Genomic DNA, 20,597 nt, shown 5'->3' with positions numbered 1-20,597 from the left:
AATGAATTATCGATTTTGCAAAGCTATTCATTTATCTTTTTTAGACCTTTAGCTAACTAATTTAATTAGCTAAGCAGTGCATGTTGCGGCTTGTCCAACCTCACCAAAGCGCTTGCTTCGACACTGCCAGCCACATAATTACCAGTACTGTGACTGGTAGGGTAATAAGCGCCAGATTGGTAAACGCTTTATGATAAAACTGCACCAGTGCCTGCTGACGCGGTGTTAAGGCGTTACCTGCGCTGCGCCTGGCGATTAGCCGGTTTACCTTCCAGTTACCCAGCCAGATATCGACAATTTCCAGCGGTACTATGATTAACAGCACCAGCCAGAGCTTTTGCTGCAACCAAGGCATGCTGATAAAGCCAAACATAAAGGCCATAGTAGCGCCGCTTAGCAGCAGGGTGACTAAAGCGATATGTTCCAGCGTTAACGTCCAGAAAAACACCCGGTACACTTTGGCGGTGGCGGACGATAACTCGCCCTCTTGTTGCTGCATATAACGCAGTACCAGCCAGGAGCCGAGCGCCGGGCCTAACCACATTACCAGCGAGCCGAGATGAATAACCTTAAGTGCGGCGTACATGCGGTGTGCCCCATAATTTCCATGCGATTAGCACAAACCAGCCGGTACTTAACATCATACTGGCGGCTGTAAAATATTCCGCCAGTTTTAACTGCTGTAGCGCAATGGCCACCGATAAGCCTAAACCGAGCAGCCAGGCAACAAGGCCCGGATATAACCACAGTTTTAATGCCGGTTGTTGCTTTAGCAGCGCCAGTGTCAGCAGCAAGCCGCCGATATTGTATAAACCGTTACCCAAAAAGCCGGTCAGGTGCATGGCCAGTACGTCGATAAACTGCAACAACGCCAGTTGCTCAGTAGCGATATGCGGCATGACAAAAGCATAAAGGGTTTCGGCCATCAGATCGGGCGCCATACCCAGCGCCACCAACAACACGCCATACTGGCGGGCGGCGCCGGCTTGCAGCTCGGTGGACAGCATTACTGCAAACGCCAGCAAACTCAGCGCGGCCAGCATCCAGCTAAGCCAGCCCCATTGCCATAACGTCAGGTTGTTATTGATGTAATTAAGTCTGGTAGCAAGGTCATCACCTACCGGTAAGCCTGGCCGCATCGGGCCGTTCATCATCAGGCAGGCGATAAATATCAGCAGTGCAATGAACAGCGTGGCGTAAAAGTAATGTGGTTTGGTCATAACGGGCTATCCATAGCAAACAGGCTGCTATCTTAGCGGCTGAACAACACAAGTGGAATGCTTTGTGTTATTTAACCTTTTGAGTTATCGGGTTTTCTTTGTGCTTCTTGCTGCAAAAACTGCTGTTTAGCCTGTTGTTGTTTTGCTCGGGCGTTAAGGTGCGCAGCTAATTGGCGTGTTTCATCTGGTGTGCCGCGGACGATAATCCGTCTTACATCAGTATCAAAACACAATGCCTCGTTTTTACTCCAGGCCTGCATCGTTATGCGGTTTGTTAGCAATGTCAGTGTCGGGCAAGGCTTGTAGCCGGCATACTCGGCTTTATTCTGCCAATAAGCGTTAATGACAAAGTTACCGATAACCACCAAAGCTAAACCGGTTAGCACACCGATTGCTGTCAGCTTACCGTTATTTGCAGATAACGTTTGCTGGCGCAGACCCCGCCAAAGCCGGTTAGCGGCATAGCCTGTTATAAATACCAGCGCCAGTAGTGCACCCGGCAAGTAACCATGAAAGCTGCTTAATACGATAAGTGGCTTTGCGCTGATTAGCTCGGCAAATTGCGTTTGTACTTCGTGCAATAGCGTCCAGCAGCCTGTAACTAAAAGCAAACTGAATAACAAGAAAGCTATAGCGTCTTTAAGCACAGACAATATCCTCAATATTTAACATTACTTTTAATTATTTAACATTCGGCGCAGTGTGAGGTATATTTGGTGAATCGACAACATTTCGAGAGAAAAAATGCACACTCCTGTTCAGTTTTATATGGCGATACCGGAAGATCTATTTCGTTTGGGCCGAAAAACCACACCCAAGCTTGATTATATTCGTCCAACTCCCCCTCGTGACGAAAAACACGATACATGGGATGTTAGGCTTTATGAGAAAAATGGCGTGAGTTATGTTGATAGTCAATCAGGCGGTTTATCTTTATTCAATTATCGAAATCCTCAATTCGGCAACTTATGGTGGAAAATACCGAAAAGCACAAAGTTGCCAACTGGCCTACATATTTCCTTGGATAAAGGGGGCAGAGAAGGAAAATTCCACTTCACTATTCGGCCTTTACACGATATGCCGTACTATTCGTATATTGAAAAGCTGAAGCAATTGGAATCTGCTGCAATTCCAAGTTTCCTCAGCGTGCCAAAATCAGAGGTAAGTTAGTTATGTTCTCAACAGTTGAATTACGCCACATACGTTTATGTCTTACAAAACAGCTTGCTGCCGGGCGTGCTGAGTTGGTAAAGCTGGATGAAGATAGTGACGAATATATGGAAAAAGCGAATGATTTAATGGTGCTGGATAGCATTATTGCTAAAATTGACCGAGAGCTTGATTAAAAAGGATTTTAAGCGTCTGTTAAACCATACTTTTTACGGAGTTCCCGCACCGATTGCAGTTTGCCTTGCTCGCTATCGCTAAGGCCTTGTTCGATGGCTTGGCGCACATAAATCTGTTCCATCAAATCCTCCCAGGTGGCATTGGCTGGCAACTGATCGATCAGCTTATGGGCTTCATCTTTTCTTAACGGGCTTGGCATAGTTAATTCTCCGGTACAGGCTTAATTGTTAGCCGGTTCATGCCGAAAAGCAATGTGTAATGCGGCATCGACTACTGCTATCAATCATCCCGGGTTAGCACTTCCAGCAGTTCAATTTCAAATATCAGGTTGCTGTTCGGTGGGATCATAGTGCCAATCTGGCGCTCGCCGTAGGCTAGCTCCGCCGGTACCCAGAGTTTACGCTTGCCGCCGGTTTTCATGCCTTTTAAGCCTAAAATCCAGCCTTGAATAACGCGATTGTTACTCAGCACTATCTGAAACGGCTCGCCGCGCTTGTAGGAGGAATCAAACTCGGTACCATCTTCTAACCAGCCGCGATAATGCGCAGTGATTAGCGCGCCGCGTTCTGCAGCTTTACCGTTGCCTTCAATCAAGTCTTCAATTTTTACTTCTGCGTTCATAATAATGAATGTGGTTGTTTCAGCTTGCGGCAGTATAAAGCATCTGCAAAAAGATGCTGAAAAACATATATATATCGCATCTGTCTGTTGCACTAATTCAGGGCGGCTCGCTGTTGCTGGTTTTTATTTGGTGCAATCTTAATCTTTGAATCTTAATGTAAAAGTAATCATGGCTTCATGTTTTGCCCCAATTTGGTACGGCTTTTTATGGCGGCACTATTGACGGGCGATTTTTAATCATCTACGCTTTGTAAGCGCTTACATTTCAGCTTTCCGCCGCTTACGGAGACATGTAAGCGCTACCAAACAACAAAAACACTAAATACTCAGCAAACACGGGAGAGAGGGTATGAACCAGACACGTTTCAAACTGTCGCGCTTGGCGCTCAGTTTGTCACTGATTACGGGAGCGGGTGCACTGGCGCCGGTTTCTGCTAATGACGATGTGGCAGCAACCACTGACGTTGAAGTGATCCAGGTTACCGGTATTCGCGGCAGTCTGGCCAAGTCGATGGATGTTAAGCGTGAATCAACCGGCGTGGTAGATGCCATCACGGCGGAAGATATCGGTAAGTTCCCTGATACCAACCTTGCTGAGTCGTTGCAGCGTATTACCGGTGTATCAATAGACCGTAGCAACAATGAAGGCAGCCGCATTACCGTACGCGGCTTTGGTCCACAATTTAACCTGGTTACCCTAAATGGTCGTCAGATGCCGACTAACGATGGCCGTTCATTCGATTTTGCCAATCTGGCAACAGAGAGTGTGTCGGGTGTGCAGGTGCATAAAACCGCTAAAGCTGATGTGCCAAGCGGTGGCATCGGTGCCACAGTAAATATTTCTACCGCCCGCCCGCTGGATAACCCAGGTCTGAAAGCTGCTGTGGGTGCCAAAGCAGTATATGACACTGCAAATGAAAGCGGTGATGATCTGACTCCCGAAGTGTCGGCGATCTTCAGTAACACCTTTGCTGACGATAAGTTCGGTATTCTGATTTCCGGCTCAGTGCAGGAGCGTAATAACCGTGCTGAGGGCATGGCAGTTGATAACTGGATCCCGAATGTGGATTTATCCATTTCGCCAAATTTACAACTGACCGATAACAACCAACGTGCCGATGGCAACACCTGGTATCCGCAAAATGCCGGTTATGAAATTCTGGACAATGAGCGTAAGCGTACCAATGGCCAAATTGTGCTGCAGTTTGCGCCAAATGACAGAGTAAAAGCCACACTGGATTATACCTACGCCAAGCAAGAGTTGGACGTAGAGCGTTATGGCTTTGGTGTGTGGTTTAACAACGGCGGTAACGTACAAAGTGCTACCATCAATGAAAACGGTACTTACATTGATGTAACTGAAGTAAATGGTGACTTTGCAACTAACCTGAACCGTAATGGTACGGCCAGTGAAACAAAATCACTGGGCTTTAATCTGGAATGGCAGGTTACAGATAATCTGGAACTGGAGCTCGATGCACACAGTTCTAAGGCCATTAGCAAAGGCACTGGCTATGGCCACGATGCCTATATGATTATTGGTAATACGTCTTGGGCTGGCGACGATGATCACCCTAATGCGACAGCTAACCTGGAAACCAAGAGTGCCGATTTTACCACTGGCGGTATTCCGGTTATCGACTTTACATTAACTAATGGTCAGGCAGAATTACTGCCACAAGATATGGGTTCATTATTTGGTGGCGTCAGCAAAAACCATAATGAAAACGCCATGGATCAGGTGCAGTTAAAAGGTCAGTGGTTAAACAGCAGCAACAGCGCTCTTGTGGCACTGGATTTTGGTGCGTCGTACACCAACATGGATTTCAACTATTCAAATGCTTATTCGGGGCAATTGGCTGCAGGCTGGTGGTTATGGTCGGCAGACTGGTATCCGGATGATTTATTTTACCGTGTCGATACCAGCAGCTTACTGGACCAGTTCGCTGGTGGCGGCGCCGATAAGCAGATTAACTATTTCTATGCTGCTGATTTTGGTCAGATCATTGATATCGCCGAAAGCATTAACTGCGATCACCCAGATGGTGGCATTGGTGCCTGTAGTTGGCCAGCATCGTTAAATGGTCGTTACGGATCAAATGCAATTCTGGAAAAACATAAAGTTAACGAGAAAACCATATCTGTTTATACCCAGGCCCGGTTTGAAACTGAGTTTAACGGTATGCCGGTTAATATCGTTACCGGTTTACGTTACGAGCAAACTGATTTAACAGCAAACAGTCTGGAAACCCCTGCCATCAGTATGCAGTGGGTTAATGGTAACGAATGGGCATATAGTTATACCAATGACCAGTCATACTCAGACGGCCGTGGTAAAACCCGCGAGTTTCTGCCAAGTGTAGATGTGAATGTTGAAATTATTGATGACCTTATTGGTCGATTCTCTTACAGCCGAACACTGACACGGCCTCCAGTAAATGATCTGCGTTCAATAACATCTTTTGACGGCAACCCGAAAGTGGGGCAACGTAAGGTCACCGTCGGTAACCCTGAGTTGAAACCTTATACATCAGATAATATTGATTTATCGCTTGAATATTATTATGCCCCGGGAAGCTATGTGTCAGCAGGCTATTACCGTAAGCAGGTAGACAACTTCTTGGTGGGAGTGACTACAGAAGAAACCATGGGCGATCTGCGAGATATCTTTAATGGCCCGCGAGCAGAGCAAGCTATCGCAGAGCTGGTTGCTGAAGGCATTCAACCTACCGATCCAGCAATTTTTGCCCGTATCCATGAAAATCAGGGTACAGACCCATCAGGCCCATTATTCAGCGATGAAAATGATCCTCTGACAGTGTTCTCTGTTCTGCGGCAAAACAACGTTGAAACCGGTAACTTATGGGGTTGGGAGCTGGCAGCGCAACATATGTTCGGGGAAACCGGCTTTGGTGTCCAAGCTAATGCTACCTTCGTGTACGGTGATGTTGAAGCTGACCGCAACGCTGTTGGTTATCAGTTTGCCTTACCTGGTCTGAGTGACTCCGCCAACCTGTCACTGATTTATGACCTGGATGGTTTGTCAATGCGAGTTTCCTATAACTGGCGTGACGAGTTCTTGTCGAACTTTGATCAACATCAGGCCCCGGTATTTACGGAAGCTTACGGCCAATGGGATATTAATGTGAACTACGCGGTCACCGACAACCTGACGGTATTTGTTGAAGGCCTAAACATTACTGAAGAAACGCAGCGTATCTTTGTCCGCTTTCCTGAGCAGTTCCTGCGTGGTTACCAGTATGGCGCCCGTTACAATTTAGGCGTACGTTATACTTTCTAAGCTGCCATGCAGTTTGCTACGCTCAAAAGCCGCTGACACCAGCGGCTTTTTATTAGCCGCGCGTTACAACATTGACAGGAGTTGCCATGGCACAGCATGCCGTACTGGACAATATCAGCCACAAAGACATTAGAATTATCAGCCAGCGTGGCGCAGGTTTTGGCGACAATGTCAGCCTGACCACCGCCTTTATCAGCGAATTTATGCAGCTGCAAAGCTGGTATCCGCTGTTTTTCCGCCATAACAGTGACAACAACAGTTACGAACCGGTTGCTTTGCTGGGGTTGAAACCGGGGCAAAATCTGTTTTTGCAGCCGCAAGGCTGGCAGGCCGGTTATGTGCCGCTGAGTATGCAGCGGCAACCGTTTTTAATCGGTTTTCAGCAACAGGTTGAAAACGGCGTACCGCAGCAGGTACCGGTAGTGTGTATCGATTTGGATCACCCTCGTGTTAGCCAGACACAGGGCGAACCGGTGTTTCTGCCGGATGGTGGCAGTAGCCCGCTGTTGCAGCAGGCCACTGCGGTACTACAGCAAATTCAGCATGGTCATCAGCAAAACCAGGCATTCTGCCAGACCCTGGCAGAGCTGGAGTTACTGCAAAGTACCACGCTGGAGCTCAGTTACCACGGTGCTGTACATAAGCTGACCGGGCTGCACAGTATCGTGACTGACAAACTGAATGCGTTAACAGCAGAACAGCTGCAGCAGCTGCAGCATCAGGGCTATTTGCAGGCGCTGTATCTGGTGCAGGCATCGACCGGCAATATTGCCAAGCTGCTGAGTAAGATGGAAAATCAGCCCGGCTGAGACTACGCGGGCTACAGAGGCTGATTGACGATGCAGAGCATTGAACAGATAGATTGCGACATTAATTTTGCACTGAGCACCCAACTAAGTGGCCGTACTACGCCATTGGTGCTGCGTAATCTGGTAAAGCACTGGCCGTTGGTACAACAGGCGCAGCGGTCTGATCAGGCTGTCGCTGATTATCTGCGCAGCCTGTATCCGGGCGTGCCGGTGCAGGCGTTTTTTGCTGAGCCCGAAGCTGGCGGCCGTTTTTTTTATAACGCTGATATGAGCGGCTTTAACTTCAGCCAGCGGCAAACCCGGTTAGATACGGTGCTCGATGGTATTTTGCAGCATAGCGGCTGTAGCGATGCGCCGGTATTTTACATGGGCTCGACCACCGCTGACTATTGCACGCCAGGCCTGACCGCTCAGAACCCTTTGACGCTTGACGGTATAACACCGTTGGTAAGTTTATGGCTGGGTAACCGCAGCCATGTAGTGGCGCATTATGACGTGCCTGATAACATTGCCTGCGTTGGCGCCGGTAGGCGGCGCTTTACACTGTTTGCGCCACAGCAGCTGGCTAACCTGTACCCCGGGCCATTCGATTTTACCCCTGCCGGACAGCCGGTCAGTATGGTAGATGCCCGCCAGCCCGATTTTGCGCGCTATCCGAAATACCGTGACGCGCAGCAACATGCGCTGGTCGCCGAGCTGGAAGCCGGAGATGCTATTTATATTCCGTCTATGTGGTGGCATCAGGTAGAAGGGTTAAGCGAGCTGAATGTGCTGGTTAATTACTGGTGGCGCCAAACGCCGTCGTACTGCGGTTTGCCAACAGATGCCTTGCTGCATGCGATGCTGAGTATCCGCGACTTGCCGCCGGCGCAGCGGCAAATCTGGCAGCAGCAGTTTGAGCATTATGTGTTTAACGCAGATGAGCAGACCAGCGCCCATTTGCCGGCAGATAAACGTGGTGTACTGGCGCCGATGCTGGAGCAAACGGCACGCAAGCTTCGGGCAATGCTGCTTAACCGGCTAAACCGTTAGCGCTGATAAACCCGTACATAGTCTATTTGTAGGCTTTGCGGGTAGGCACTGGCATCAACGCCTTTTTCATTCACATTACCGGCCCAGTTGCCGCCGACGGCTAAATTTAGCAGCAGATGAAAGCGCTGATCAAAAGGCGCATGCGGCCCTATATCATTGCGGCTGTAACTGGCCGCGGTATACCAGTCACTGCTGCGTTGGGTGGCATATAACACATCGTCAACATACCAGCGGATTTCACCGGCTTCCCATTCGATAGCATAAGTATAAAACGCATCTGAGGGGCTTTTGCCATCGCGCAGCTTGTAGCTTTTGCCGCTGTAAACGTTATCCGGCGGCAGTTTGCCGTAATGCAGAGTACCGTGCACGCGGCGCTCGCGCTCGTCGGCAAGCGCACTGGGTTCGTCAGATATAGTGCCCAGATTCACGGCTTCCATAATGTCGATTTCGCCCGATAGCGGCCAACTGCCATACTGCCAGTCGGTGGGCAGCATCCAGATCGCCGGCCAGCTGCCCTGCCCGCGTGGTAATTTGGCACGGATTTCAAAGCGGCCATATAGCCAGTCACCCTTGCCTTTGCTACGCAGCCTGGCCGAGGTATAGGGCTGGGTTTTACGCTGGTGCGGGCTGTGCGCCGGGTCGTCTTCATTCAGCGCCGCGCCGGTGTAAGTTTCCTGGCGGGCAACAATGTGCAGTATGCCGTTTTCAACATAGGCATTTTCACGCCGGTTAGTGTAGCACTGCAGTTCATTGTTACCACCACCCTGGCAGTTTTGCTCAAAGCTCCATTTGGCTGAATCTATGCTGTTGCCGTCAAATTCGTCCTGCCATACCAGTTGCCAACCCGGAGTATCAGCGGGCAGAACAGGTTCTGCCGGCTTACTTTGCTGCTGCGTGGCCGGTGGTGCCAGCTGACAGCCAGCCAAAACAGTACAGGTAAACAATGACAGAAGCTGACGGCGCATAGGTTAGTCTCCGCGACAGGAAATACTGGCCGTGTCTGCAGCAGCAGGCACCAGCCGGATATCGGCCAAGCTTAACACTAACGGGGCGGCACTGGTCAACGACACGGGTGTGAAGATTTGACTGAAATCTGCTCCGGCGCGGCCAAAGCAGGCTAAATCGACACTCAGCGTCTGCCAGCTGTCATCGGCCATCGCCTGCAGTTGCGGCGTTATATTCAGTGCACTGTCACAGCTTTGAGCGCAGTCCATGCCCAGCATAACGTTATCCGGCACTTCACCTGTCCGTTTCAGTTGTAGCACCAGTGCTGCTGAGGCTTCCTGATAAGAGCGCAAATCGGCAGGAAAGGCGCTGCTTAAGCTTACCTTAGCCGGTCCACTGAAACTGAGGCGGCGGGCATCTTCCTGCACGGCTTTGTCGAAGGTGCGTACAGCAATATTGCCCAGCTGTTCGACGCTGCTGTTCATGGCTTTACTGCTGCCATCGGTGTGCAGCATCAGCTGATAAGGCGGTTTAACTGCGCGTTCAAACAGCACCAGGTCCTGCAGGTTGTGGCTGGTTTCTACCTGCTCCGGTAGTGCATTACTCAGCGTGCTGGTATCACCGTAGCGCAGGCCAAAGCCATATGGCAGCAGTGGCTGGTAGTCAGCGTCGTGGCGGTTGACGATTTGCTGCGGTGTGGCTGGCCAGCTAAACGACAATTTGCCGTGGAAGTCTTTGTTAACACTACCATCAGTATTGGCAACGATGACATCCGCTATCGCTCCCCCTTCACTGCCCGGCAGCCAAATCGCGACAAAGGCGTCAGACGCATTGAGCTCCGGGTTAACCCACATTGGCCGGCCACTGATAAACAGTGAAACCACTTTAATGCCATCGGCTTTTAGCTTTTTAAGCAAGGCCAAATCGGTTTTATTGCCACGCTGATACTCAAGGTTATCCAGATCGCCATTGCCTTCGGCATAGGGCTGCTCACCAAATACCACGACGGCAACATCTGGTTTGCTGTTGTAGCTGCCATCCGTGCTCAGCTCAGTGCTGCCACCTGCTGCAGCAACGGCTTGTGCAATACCGGCATAAACAGAACTGCCGCCGGGGAAGTCGCTGTTGCTATTGCCGGTACCTTGCCAGCTGATAGTCCAGCCGCCGGATTGCATACCGATATTATCAGCACCAATACCAGTCACCAGAATGTGCTGCTTGGGGTTAAGTGGCAAGGTTGCGTCGTTATTTTTCAGTAACACCAGCGATTGCTGCACGGCCTGGCGCGCGACAGCGCGGTGTTCGGCAGAGCCAATCAATTCGGTTTTGCCCGATAATGGCCGCTTAGCCGGGCTGGGTTTATCAAACAGGCCGGCACGCAGTTTCACCCGCAAAATACGCCGTACGGCATCGTCAATCCGGCTTAGCGGTATCTGGCCACTTTCGGTCTGTGCCAGCAGGTTTTCATACAAGGGTTTCCAGGCAGGTGTAGGCACCATATACACATCAAGCCCGGCCAGGGCTGCCTGAGCACAGTTATCGTTGCTGCAACCCGGGATCTGGCCGTGGCCATTCCAGTCGCCGACAACAAAGCCATCGAAGCCCATGCGATCTTTTAATACATCGGTGAGTAAATACTTACTGCCGTGAATTTTTTCGCCATGCCAGCTGTTAAACGATGCCATCACGCTTTGTGCACCGGCTTGTAAGCCGCCGACATAACCCTGGGCGTGGATACGGAATAAATCAGCTTCGCTGGCGATATTATCGCCCTGATCGTCACCGCCTTCGGTGCCGCCATCGCCGAGAAAATGCTTAACGGTACTGATTACCCGCTGCTCGCCGAGAAAATCCTTATCGGCTGCGCCCTGTAAACCGGTAACGATAGCGGCGGCATAGTCGTGTACAATGTCTGGATCTTCCGAATAACCTTCATAGGTTCGGCCCCAGCGGTCATCGCGCACTACCGCCACGGTGGGAGCAAATACCCAGTCAATACCGGTTACCATCACTTCACGCGCCGTTACTGCAGCAATCTGCTCTATTAACGCCGGGTTATTTGCTGCACCCAAACCTATGTTATGAGGAAACAGAGTCGCGCCGATCACATTATTGTGGCCGTGTACCGCATCGGTACCCCACATGGTTGGAATGGTGCTGCCGTCGAGGCTGTCGTCAACTGATGCCTGGTACATAGCCTCGGCCAGCGCTATCCAGTCGGCCGGGGTGGCATGTTTGTTATTATCCGGAAAAGCGCCACCGCCGTTGAGGTATGAGCCAAAACCATATTTACGCATGTCTTCAACGGTAATATCGCGGATTTCCGGCTGGATCATCTGGGCAATTTTTTGCGCCAGGGTCATATCGGCCAGCATATCAGTAATACGCTGCTCCATAGCCGGGTCCTGAGCCACCGGTAATGTCAGCTCTGGCCAGACAGCCGCCGCTTTGCCGGAGGGTTCAGTCTGCTCTGTCGGCGCTTTGGCACAGGCGCTTAATACCAGTGCGCAGCTGATACTTAATGCAGAAAGTTGCAGGCGAAATGTCATCCGGTTCTCCTTAAGCGACGTTGCGGGGTTTGCTGCCGACAGCGCCGTACCAGGCAATATAGACATAGCAAAATAACGGAATAATAAAGGCTAATTGCACACTGATGGCGTCTGCCAGTGCGGCTTGTGCCAGTGGTAATACTGCGCCGCCGACAATGGCCAGACACAAAATACCTGAACCCTGGCTGGTGTGCTGTTTCAGGCCGTGAATCGCCAGGCTGAAAATTGTCGGGAACATAATGGAATTACACAGACCCACCAGCAAGATGGCAAACATGGCCAGACTGCCGCCGGTAGCAATAGTAATGGCAAGTAAAACCACCGCACAGACCGCATTAAATGCCAGCACTTTACCCGGCGCCAGATGTTGCATTACGACAGCACCGATAAAGCGCCCGGCCATAGCACCGCCGAAATACCAGGCAATATAGTGTGACGCCGTTTGGGCTTCCAGCGCGCCGATATCAGGCTGAGTAATAAAACTGATCAAAAAGCTGCCAATACCCACTTCGGCACCGACATAAACAAAAATACCTAACGCACCCAGCACCAGATGACGGTACTGCCAGGCCGCGCCGGTGACGGTGATACTGGCGTCTTTCTTGCCCAGTTTAGGCAGGCGTAAAAAGGCAAAAATCAACGCCATGATGATAAGTGCCGCAGCCAGCAGCAGGTAGGGTAATTGTACTGTCGACTCGGTTACTTCACCTGGTGTTGGCGCTTGCATGCCGCCGAAAATCAGCCAGGCACCAAAAAACGGCGCTACTGTGGTACCCAAAGAGTTGAAGGCCTGTGTCATGGTTAAGCGGCTGGATGCTGTTTCGGGTTTACCCAATACGCTGACATAAGGGTTAGCGGCAACCTGCAGTATGGTAATACCGGAAGCTAGAACAAATAATGCCAGCAAGAACAGCGGGTAGTAATGGGCAGCAGCGGCCGGGTAAAACAGCAAACAACCGGCGCCGGCAATCAGCAGGCCGGTGACAATGCCGGATTGGTAGCCAATACGGCTTACCAGCAAACCGGCTGGCACTGACACGACAAAATAGGCACTGAAAAAGCAAAACTGGATCAGCAGCGCCTGGGTGTAGTTCAGGTCAAACAACCCCTTTAAGTAAGGCACCAGAATGTCGTTCAGACAGGTAATAAAGCCCCACATAAAAAACAGTGTGGTCAGAGATGTCAAAGCAAAGCGATAGTTGCTCTGAGATGATGCGGCCTCTGGTGTAGCCTCGCTGATTATTGGTGTTGCTGCCATCTTGCCCCCCGGCGATAAATGTTTTTCATTGACGGTTGCAATTGCGCCGTCTAGTATTATGTAAGCGCTTTCATTTATAGCATATATCACGCTGTTGGCAATCATTTTATCGTCCAGCAGCCCATAACAGCCTGACCGGAAGATAGTACAGCCAATGAAAATTACCTTAGCCGACAGCTCTCCTTTGCTTAAACCTGAATTTGTGTTTGGGGTGGCAACCGCGTCGTTTCAGATTGAAGGTGCCGCCGACAGCCGGGAACCCTGTATCTGGGATACCTTCTGTGCACAGCCGGGCAGGATTAAAGATGGTTCAGACGGCCTGACAGCCTGTGATCATGTGGCGCGTTGGCGCGAAGACGTGGAGTTGATTGCGGCACTGGGTGTCGATGCTTACCGCTTTTCGGTGGCCTGGGGCCGGGTTATCCGGGCAGATGGCAGCATTAATCGGGCCGGGCTGGACTTTTACATTCAGCTGCTTGATGCCCTGAAAGCGCGCAATATTAAAGCCTTTGTCACGCTGTATCACTGGGATTTACCGCAGTACTTACAGGATGAAGGCGGCTGGCTGAACCGTGATACCGCTTATAAGTTTGCCGACTATGCTGACATCGTTTCGCAGGCATTCGGTGACCGGGTGTATTCGTATGCCACTTTGAACGAACCCTTCTGCAGTGCCTACTTAAGTTATGAAGCCGGCATTCATGCGCCGGGTGTGCAAAACCGGCAACATGGCCGCCAGGTGGCGCATCATTTGTTGCTGGCGCATGGTCTGGCAATGCCGGTGCTGCAAAAAAACGCGCCAAACGCATTAAACGGCATAGTGCTGAACTTCAGCCCCTGCCATCCGGCCAGCGACAACGAGGCCGATATCCGCGCTGCAGATATGGCTGACCAGTACCACAACCAATGGTATATCCAGCCTTTGATGGAAGCTCGCTACCCTGAGCTGCTGCAGCAACTGCCCGCTTCGGAGCGGCCAGTCATTGCAGATGGCGATATGACTATTATTGCCCAGCCGCTGGATTTTCTCGGTGTAAATTACTACACCCGCACCGTTTACCGTGCTAACGCAAAAGGCTGGTTCAGTGATGTACCCCCCACGGCGCAACCTTTGACAGACATGGGCTGGGAGATTTACCCGCAAGGCCTGACAGAAGTGTTGCTGGCAATGCACCGGCGTTATAACCTGCCGCCGGTGTATATCACCGAAAATGGTGCAGCCATGCCTGATACATTGCAGCATAATCAGGTGGCCGATACGCGTCGCGTCAGTTATTTCGAGCAGCATTTACAGGCGACTGCAGACGCCATGGCGGCTGGCATGCGGATTGATGGTTATTTTGCCTGGAGCCTGATGGATAATTTCGAATGGGCCGAAGGTTATGCCAAACGCTTTGGCATAGTGTATGTCGATTACGTCACGCAGCAGCGCACATTGAAAGCCAGCGCCATAGCACTGCGCGATTTATTTGCTACTCGGCGCGCTAAGTAGCAACAGCAAAAAAATAATAATAAACAGAATATTACGGGGATAGCATGCTAACAAAGCGGGAGAAAGTGGCCTACGGCCTGGGCGATACCGCCAGCAATATTGTGTTTCAGACGGTGATGCTGTTTTTAACCTTCTTTTACACCGACATCTTCGGTATTTCACCGGCTGTGGTGGGCACGATGTTTTTGCTGGTGCGGATTATTGATGCGGTAACCGACCCGTTAATGGGCGCGCTGGCAGACAAAACCCAAAGCCGGCATGGCAAATACCGGCCTTATCTTCTGTGGCTGGCGCTACCTTTTGCGCTGTGCAGTGTACTGGCGTTTACTACGCCCGATTTGTCGGCCAATGGCAAAGTTATTTATGCCTTTGCCACTTACACGCTGCTGATGCTGGCTTACACCGCTATTAATATTCCGTACTCCGCGTTGGGTGGTGTATTAACAGCTGATCCGACCGAGCGGGTGTCGGTGCAGTCATACCGTTTTGTGTTCGGCATGCTGGGCGGCTTGCTGGTTACGGCCTGTACCTTACCGCTGGTTAACTTTTTTGGTGCCGGCGATAACGCCAAAGGCTACCAGCTGACTATAGTTGCCATGAGCGCATTGGGACTGGTGTTGTTTTTACTGTGTTTTGCCGGTACCCGTGAGCGGGTGAATGCACCGGTGGATCAACAGCTTACATTAAAGCGCAGTTTTGCGTCGCTGTGGCAAAACGATCAGTGGCGGGTATTGTGTGTGGCGGCGTTTTTTCTGCTAACCGGCATGGTGCTGCGCACGACGCTGGCTATTTATTACGTAAAGTATTTTCTGGGCCGAGAAGATCTGATCACGGTGTTTGTTACGCTCGGTATGGTGGGCAATATTGCCGGTTGTGCAGCTGCGCAGTGGCTGAGCCGTTATGTCGATAAAGTAAATGCGTATATCGGCCTGCAACTGATTGCTGCGCTTATCAGTGCGCTCAGTTTCTTTGTTGGCGCTGCGCAACTGGAACTGGCGTTTGCACTGTATTTTCTGTGGGGCTTCTTTTTACAAATGGCTACGCCGCTGCTGTGGGCAAAGATGGCCGATACCGTTGACTATGGCCACTATAAGACCGGCATTCGCATTACCGGCCTGGTGTATTCGTCAATCGTGTTCTTTATTAAACTGGGGCTGGCACTGGGTGGTGCGCTGGCGGGCTGGTTATTGGCGTTCTATCAGTATCAGGCCGACAGTGTACAAACCACAGCAACACAACAGGGCATTTTACTCAGCTTTACGGTGCTACCCGCTGTCGGTTCAGTGCTGGTTGCGCTGGTGATGAGCCGTTACCGGCTGCGCAGCAATACCGTGCTGGATATTCATCAGCAGTTGCAGCAGCGTGCTGGTGAAACGGCGCCGGAGCATGCTAGAGTAAATGCCTGAATCTATTAAGACAGGCAGGCAATGGCAACCATTTACCAAGTTTCAGAGCTGGCAGGCGTATCGTTAGCCACAGTGTCGCGGGTGATGAATAACAACGCCCGCGTCAGCGAAGCCACCCGCAACAAAGTGCTGGATGCTATGGCCCAACTGGGTTACCGGCCCAACTCTATTGCGCAGTCACTGGCGTCAAACCGCTCAAACAGCGTCGGCATTCTGGTATCCGAGCTGCACGGCCCGTTTTATGGTGAAATGTTAAGCGGCATAGAGAACGAATGCCGCGCGGCCGGCAAGCACGTTATTATTGCTGCCGGCCACAGTGAAGCTGAAAGCGAAAAAGACGGCATTGAGTTTCTGATCAGCCGTAACTGCGATGCGCTGATCCTGCATGTTGAAGCGGTATCGGATGACTACCTGATAAAACTGGCAGGCGGCAAGCTACCTGTAGTGCTGATTAACCGCTACATTGCCAAACTGGCTGATAACTGTATCAGCCTGAACAATGAGCTGGGTGGTTACCTGGCAACCCAACAGTTATTACAGCAGGGCCATACTCAACTGGCTTATATTGCCGGGCCAATGTGGAAAAGTGATGCTAAAGACCGTTACGCCGGCCACTTACGCGCTATGGCTGAACATGGCCTGACATTTAACCCGGCGCTTTTGGCTGAAGGTGATTTTCGTGATAGCGGCGGCAGTGCCTGTATGCAGAAATTGCTGGCGACCAAGCTGCCGTTTACCGCTCTGGTCTGTGCCAACGATGAAATGGCCGCCGGCGCGATGGAAGTCGCCCGCGAGCAGGGCCTAAGGGTGCCGCAGGATTTATCAATAGTGGGTTTTGATAACCTGATCCTGGCGCGTTACATCTACCCTAAACTGACCACCATTGATTATCCGATTGGCGAAATGGGCCGCATGGCGGCACGCTGGGTGCTGAAAAACATCTATCAGCAGCAGGCTCTGCAGCTGAAAAATGTATTTGAACCGGCTTTGGTTTGCCGCGACTCGGCCTGTAGTTTATAACCTCAGCACCAGGCGGCGCCCGGCATTAATAACTGCACGCCGCCTGCTTGCCAACCCCACCAGGCCGCTGCCAGCAATAACGCCAGTAACAAATACAGCAGTTTCCACAGATGTTTTTTCATGTCATTGCCACTTCAGGCGTTGCACTTTGTTCTTTCACCGGCAGGTTAAGCAAGGCTGCTACTACGCTTAAACCGATAGCTATCTGCCAGACTAAATCATAGTTACCGGTTTTGTCATACACATAGCCGCCAAACCAGCCGCCAAGGAAAGCGCCTAACTGGTGAAACAAAAACACTATACCGCCCAGCATCGATAAATAGCGCACACCAAAAATACTGGCGACAGTTCCGTTAGTCAGCGGTACCGTAGACAACCATAAAAAGCCCATCGCCATACCAAACAGGTAGGCACTCCAGTTAGTCAGTGGTAACAGTAAAAACGCGACAATCACCACAGCCCGCAGCGCATATAAGACACTGAGCAACAGTGGCTTGGATAAACGCGCGCCCAAAGCGCCGGCAGTGTAAGTACCAAAGATATTAAACAGGCCAATAAGAGCCAGCACTGTGGTACCGACAGCCGGTGTCAGTTGCTGATCCACCAGGTAGGCCGGCAGATGAATACCGATAAATACCAGTTGAAAGCCGCAGACAAAAAAGCCCAATGACAACAGCCAGAAACCTTTGTGTGCCAATGCTTGTCGCAGCGCCTGTTCAATACTTTGCTCCGGCCCGCTGTGGGACACCGTATCCGGCGTGCGCAGCATCAGCGCCAGTGGCAGTATCAGCAGCGCCAGCATACCCAGTGTGGTCAATGCCGCAGCCCAGCCCAGTTGAGTGATCAGTGCCAGTGTGCCGGGCAACATAATAAACTGGCCAAAAGAGCCCGCGGCACTGGCTATGCCCATCGCCATACTGCGTTTTTCCACCGGCACGGCGCGGCCAATAGCGCCGAGAATAATGGTAAAAGAGGTGCCGGACAGTGCCAGGCCAATTAACAGACCTGCGCTGAGTGCCAGCGTAACGCCGCTGCTGGCCATAGCCATCGTTATCAGACCCGCGGCATAACAGAGGCCACCTGCCAGCACGACTTTTTTCGCGCCGATCCGATCAGCCAGCGCGCCGGTTAGTGGCTGGGTTAAACCCCAAATCAGGTTCTGCAGCGCTATCGCCAGTGCAAAGGTTTCCCGGCCCCAGCCAAACTCGTTGCTCATCGGCGTTAAAAACAGGCCAAAACCGTGGCGAATACCCAGCGCTATCGTCAGCACGACAGAGCCACCAAGCATAATATAAAACGCAGATTGCACCCGTGACGACATATCCGCTCCGGTACCTGGCACAGAAACACAAAGCATATCAGTTTCTGCCGGCCGGTGTTACTGGCTGAATGTCTTAGATTGGCCGGTTTATTGACAAAATGACCGTTGGTCATTAGTCTGTTGTAAAAATGACTCTTGGTCAGTTTGGGGTGAACAATGCATGCAACAAGCTCAGTAAGTGATGACGCCACTGGCAATGTGGTCGACCATAACACCGCCTTTAGCCGCTTCGCCGATTGTCTGGCGCAACAGCGTTTGGCTCAGCAAGCTGATCCGGTGCCTGCATTACAACAACGGCTGGCCGATCTTGAGGCGCTAAAAGCATTGATCCGCGATAATGAGCAAGCTCTGGTCGATGCGGTCAATGCCGATTACGGCAGTCGTTGCCGTTTTGAAACCCGTTTTTCAGAAATTCTGATGGTGCTGGAAGATATCAGCCGTACCCAAAAACAGCTAAAAAAGTGGCTGAAACCTCAAAAGCGGCATATTGATCGCTTATTGTTTCCTACCTCGTCCTGCAAAGTTGTGCCGCAGCCGTTAGGCGTGGTCGGGGTAATAGTGCCTTGGAATTTTCCTATTATGCTATCGCTGGCGCCGGTGGTAGCCATTTTTGCCGCGGGTAACCGGGCAATGGTAAAAATGTCTGAAAACTCCGATCAGCTGGCGCAGTTGTTGATCAAGCTGGCACCGCAGTACTTGCCGGCTGAAAAACTGCAGTTTTTCGCCGACGAGAACGGTAGCGGCCCGGCGTTTTCACAGCAGCCGTTTGATCATCTGTTTTTTACCGGCTCGGCCCAAACCGGCCGTGCCGTAATGGCCAATGCAGCAAAAAATCTGACGCCGGTCACGCTGGAGTTGGGCGGTAAATCACCCGCGGTAGTCGCAGCAGATTTTCCACTCGATAAAGCGGCAGACCGCATTTTATGGGCAAAGGCCTTTAACGCTGGCCAAATCTGTACCAATGTTGATTACCTGTTTCTGCCTGCCGGTAGCGAGCAGCCATTTACCGAGCTGGCGCTGAAGCTGGTGGCAAAACGCTATCCGGATATTAACCACAATGATTATACCGCCATCATTGATGAGCGTGCTTATCAGCGCTTGCAGCACACCCTGGACGATGCTATTGCCAAAGGTGCGACTGCAGTGAATTTGATGCACGGGCAAACGCCTGCCGCCGGGCTACGTAAGTTCCCACTGACACTGCTGTTTAACGTAAGCGACGATATGCTGGTAATGCAGCGCGAAATTTTTGGCCCGCTGCTGCCGGTAAAAACCTATACCGATACCAGCGAGGTGGTGCAGTATATTAACGCCCGGCCAAGGCCGCTGGCGTTTTATCCGTTTACCCATGACACAGCGTTACAGCAATATTATTTAACCCAGGTGATGTCGGGTGGCGTTACCATTAACCATGCCATATTGCATGTGGGCCAGCATGACTTGCCCTTTGGCGGTATCGGTGAAAGTGGTATGGGGCAATATCACGGTTACGAGGGGTTTTTAACCTTCAGCAAACTGCGGCCGGTGTTTGTGCAGGGCGCTTATAACAGCGTCAGTATGTTGCTGCCACCTTACGGTAAGCTGGCGCATAAGATGACCGATTGGCTGATCCGTCTAAAAGGCTGATAATGAAACAAAATGCGATGACAGACGCCGCTAAACTGCAGCGGCGTCAGGATTTTATTATTGCTGCGCAGCGCCTGTTTTTACAGCAGCGGCGTCTGCCGGCCGTAGCGGATATCGCTGCTGATACCGGTTTGGCCAAAGGCACCGTGTACCGCTATTTTCGCAGTAAAGAGGAAATCTTTATTGCGCTGTTGCAGGCGGAGTTCGCCACCTTGTTCAGCGCACTCCACGACATTATTTCTGCTTTACCTGCGGCGCCGGACAAAGCGGCAACCCGGTTTGCTACCGCTTACTGCCAGCAGCTGCAACAATTACCAGCGCTGCTGCCGTTGGCGGCTATGCTTAATGCCGTGCTGGAGCATAAGTTGGCTTTGCCGGTGCTGAAGCAGTTTAAGCAGATGTTGGCTGGCGCCCTGACGCAGCTTGGTCAGTTGCTGGCAGCTAAGGTTAAAGTGGTATCGGCAGAACAGTCAGCTGATTTATTGCTGCGCAGCTATGCACTGACATTGGGGCTTTGGCAAACGCTGCAGTATCCGCCTGCGGTGCAGGCGTTACTGCAGCAGGAACCTGAGTTACAAAGCCTGCAGCGTGATTTTAATGCTGAGCTGACGCAAGCCATCAGTCAGCTGTGGTCAGGTGCATTTGCCTGA

Annotated in this window: 19 protein-coding genes; 10 read left to right on the top strand and 9 right to left on the bottom strand. The window is 51.4% G+C overall.

Annotated features, from left to right (window positions below; translation table 11 throughout):
* Positions 1–100 precede the first annotated feature (100 nt).
* The 3 genes from AC5SV9_RS10270 to AC5SV9_RS10260 all read right to left on the bottom strand — a co-directional run bounded on the left by AC5SV9_RS10270 (position 101) and on the right by AC5SV9_RS10260 (position 1,801).
* A complete protein-coding gene (locus tag AC5SV9_RS10270; protein WP_475152196.1) occupies positions 101–586 on the bottom strand; it encodes a DUF2269 family protein in 486 nt (161 codons plus the stop codon).
* Positions 570–1,220, bottom strand: coding sequence for a hypothetical protein (locus AC5SV9_RS10265; protein WP_475152193.1), 651 nt, complete (start codon positions 1,218–1,220; stop codon positions 570–572). The genes AC5SV9_RS10270 and AC5SV9_RS10265 overlap by 17 nt, the downstream gene beginning before the upstream one ends.
* A gap of 71 nt (positions 1,221–1,291) precedes the next feature.
* Positions 1,292–1,801 (bottom strand): hypothetical protein, encoded by a 510-nt coding sequence (locus AC5SV9_RS10260; protein WP_475152191.1) that lies wholly within the window; start codon positions 1,799–1,801, stop codon positions 1,292–1,294.
* Positions 1,802–1,964: 163 nt separating this feature from the next.
* Here AC5SV9_RS10260 and AC5SV9_RS10255 point away from each other — a divergent pair, with 163 nt between their 5' ends.
* Together AC5SV9_RS10255 and AC5SV9_RS10250 are read left to right on the top strand one after the other, a co-directional pair.
* Positions 1,965–2,390, top strand: coding sequence for a Tse2 family ADP-ribosyltransferase toxin (locus AC5SV9_RS10255; protein ID WP_475152189.1), 426 nt, complete (start codon positions 1,965–1,967; stop codon positions 2,388–2,390).
* Between the two features lie 2 nt (positions 2,391–2,392).
* Entirely contained in the window at positions 2,393–2,566 is a 174-nt protein-coding gene (locus AC5SV9_RS10250) for a hypothetical protein (RefSeq protein WP_273023963.1), read from the top strand.
* Positions 2,567–2,574: 8 nt separating this feature from the next.
* On the opposite strand, the gene AC5SV9_RS10245 is transcribed toward AC5SV9_RS10250, so the two are convergent.
* Complete coding sequence (locus AC5SV9_RS10245; protein ID WP_475152186.1) at positions 2,575–2,766, bottom strand: hypothetical protein; 192 nt, start codon at positions 2,764–2,766, stop codon at positions 2,575–2,577.
* Between the two features lie 80 nt (positions 2,767–2,846).
* The gene (locus tag AC5SV9_RS10240; RefSeq protein ID WP_134053370.1) at positions 2,847–3,188 is read right to left on the bottom strand and encodes an FKBP-type peptidyl-prolyl cis-trans isomerase; all 342 of its coding nucleotides are present in this window, start codon (positions 3,186–3,188) and stop codon (positions 2,847–2,849) included.
* Positions 3,189–3,537: 349 nt separating this feature from the next.
* On the opposite strand from AC5SV9_RS10240, the gene AC5SV9_RS10235 reads away from it, so the two are divergent.
* The 3 genes from AC5SV9_RS10235 (at position 3,538) to AC5SV9_RS10225 (ending at position 8,330) form a co-directional block, all read left to right on the top strand.
* The gene (locus AC5SV9_RS10235; RefSeq protein WP_475152185.1) at positions 3,538–6,489 is read left to right on the top strand and encodes a TonB-dependent receptor; all 2,952 of its coding nucleotides are present in this window, start codon (positions 3,538–3,540) and stop codon (positions 6,487–6,489) included.
* A gap of 86 nt (positions 6,490–6,575) precedes the next feature.
* On the top strand, positions 6,576–7,298 hold the full coding sequence (locus tag AC5SV9_RS10230) for a SapC family protein (protein WP_475152183.1): 723 nt from the start codon (positions 6,576–6,578) through the stop codon (positions 7,296–7,298).
* Positions 7,299–7,328: 30 nt separating this feature from the next.
* The gene (locus tag AC5SV9_RS10225) at positions 7,329–8,330 is read left to right on the top strand and encodes a cupin-like domain-containing protein (protein WP_475152181.1); all 1,002 of its coding nucleotides are present in this window, start codon (positions 7,329–7,331) and stop codon (positions 8,328–8,330) included.
* On the opposite strand, the gene AC5SV9_RS10220 is transcribed toward AC5SV9_RS10225, so the two are convergent.
* The 3 genes from AC5SV9_RS10220 to AC5SV9_RS10210 are packed head-to-tail and all read right to left on the bottom strand — an operon-like array spanning position 8,327 to position 13,082.
* Complete coding sequence (locus tag AC5SV9_RS10220) at positions 8,327–9,295, bottom strand: glycoside hydrolase family 16 protein (RefSeq protein ID WP_475152179.1); 969 nt, start codon at positions 9,293–9,295, stop codon at positions 8,327–8,329. The two genes, AC5SV9_RS10225 and AC5SV9_RS10220, sit on opposite strands and share 4 nt — an antisense overlap.
* Positions 9,296–9,298: 3 nt before the next feature.
* Positions 9,299–11,824 (bottom strand): glycoside hydrolase family 3 protein, encoded by a 2,526-nt coding sequence (locus AC5SV9_RS10215; RefSeq protein WP_475152177.1) that lies wholly within the window; start codon positions 11,822–11,824, stop codon positions 9,299–9,301.
* A gap of 10 nt (positions 11,825–11,834) precedes the next feature.
* The gene (locus AC5SV9_RS10210) at positions 11,835–13,082 is read right to left on the bottom strand and encodes a sugar MFS transporter (RefSeq protein ID WP_475152175.1); all 1,248 of its coding nucleotides are present in this window, start codon (positions 13,080–13,082) and stop codon (positions 11,835–11,837) included.
* A gap of 154 nt (positions 13,083–13,236) precedes the next feature.
* Here AC5SV9_RS10210 and AC5SV9_RS10205 point away from each other — a divergent pair, with 154 nt between their 5' ends.
* Genes AC5SV9_RS10205 through AC5SV9_RS10195 form a run of 3 tightly spaced genes read left to right on the top strand, consistent with a single transcriptional unit; the run spans position 13,237 to position 17,000 of the window.
* Positions 13,237–14,574: a GH1 family beta-glucosidase gene (locus AC5SV9_RS10205; RefSeq protein WP_475152174.1), complete on the top strand. Its 1,338-nt coding sequence runs from the start codon at positions 13,237–13,239 to the stop codon at positions 14,572–14,574.
* A 44-nt stretch (positions 14,575–14,618) separates the two neighbouring features.
* Positions 14,619–15,980, top strand: coding sequence for a glycoside-pentoside-hexuronide (GPH):cation symporter (locus AC5SV9_RS10200; RefSeq protein WP_475152171.1), 1,362 nt, complete (start codon positions 14,619–14,621; stop codon positions 15,978–15,980).
* Positions 15,981–16,001: 21 nt separating this feature from the next.
* Positions 16,002–17,000 carry a LacI family DNA-binding transcriptional regulator gene (locus AC5SV9_RS10195; protein WP_475152170.1) on the top strand — a complete coding sequence of 333 codons (999 nt, stop codon included), beginning with the start codon at positions 16,002–16,004 and terminating at the stop codon, positions 16,998–17,000.
* Between the two features lie 118 nt (positions 17,001–17,118).
* Here AC5SV9_RS10195 and AC5SV9_RS10190 read toward each other — a convergent pair whose 3' ends face one another.
* Positions 17,119–18,321, bottom strand: coding sequence for an MFS transporter (locus AC5SV9_RS10190; RefSeq protein ID WP_475152168.1), 1,203 nt, complete (start codon positions 18,319–18,321; stop codon positions 17,119–17,121).
* Between the two features lie 156 nt (positions 18,322–18,477).
* Here AC5SV9_RS10190 and AC5SV9_RS10185 point away from each other — a divergent pair, with 156 nt between their 5' ends.
* Both AC5SV9_RS10185 and AC5SV9_RS10180 read left to right on the top strand, forming a co-directional pair.
* Positions 18,478–19,947 (top strand): coniferyl aldehyde dehydrogenase, encoded by a 1,470-nt coding sequence (locus AC5SV9_RS10185; RefSeq protein ID WP_475152166.1) that lies wholly within the window; start codon positions 18,478–18,480, stop codon positions 19,945–19,947.
* Between the two features lie 2 nt (positions 19,948–19,949).
* Complete coding sequence (locus tag AC5SV9_RS10180; protein WP_475152165.1) at positions 19,950–20,597, top strand: TetR/AcrR family transcriptional regulator; 648 nt, start codon at positions 19,950–19,952, stop codon at positions 20,595–20,597.

It is taken from the genome of Rheinheimera sp. ATLC3 (genome assembly GCF_059429535.1).
The sequence above is the reverse complement of the archived record's forward strand: the minus strand, read 5'-3'. Positions and strand labels throughout refer to the sequence as shown.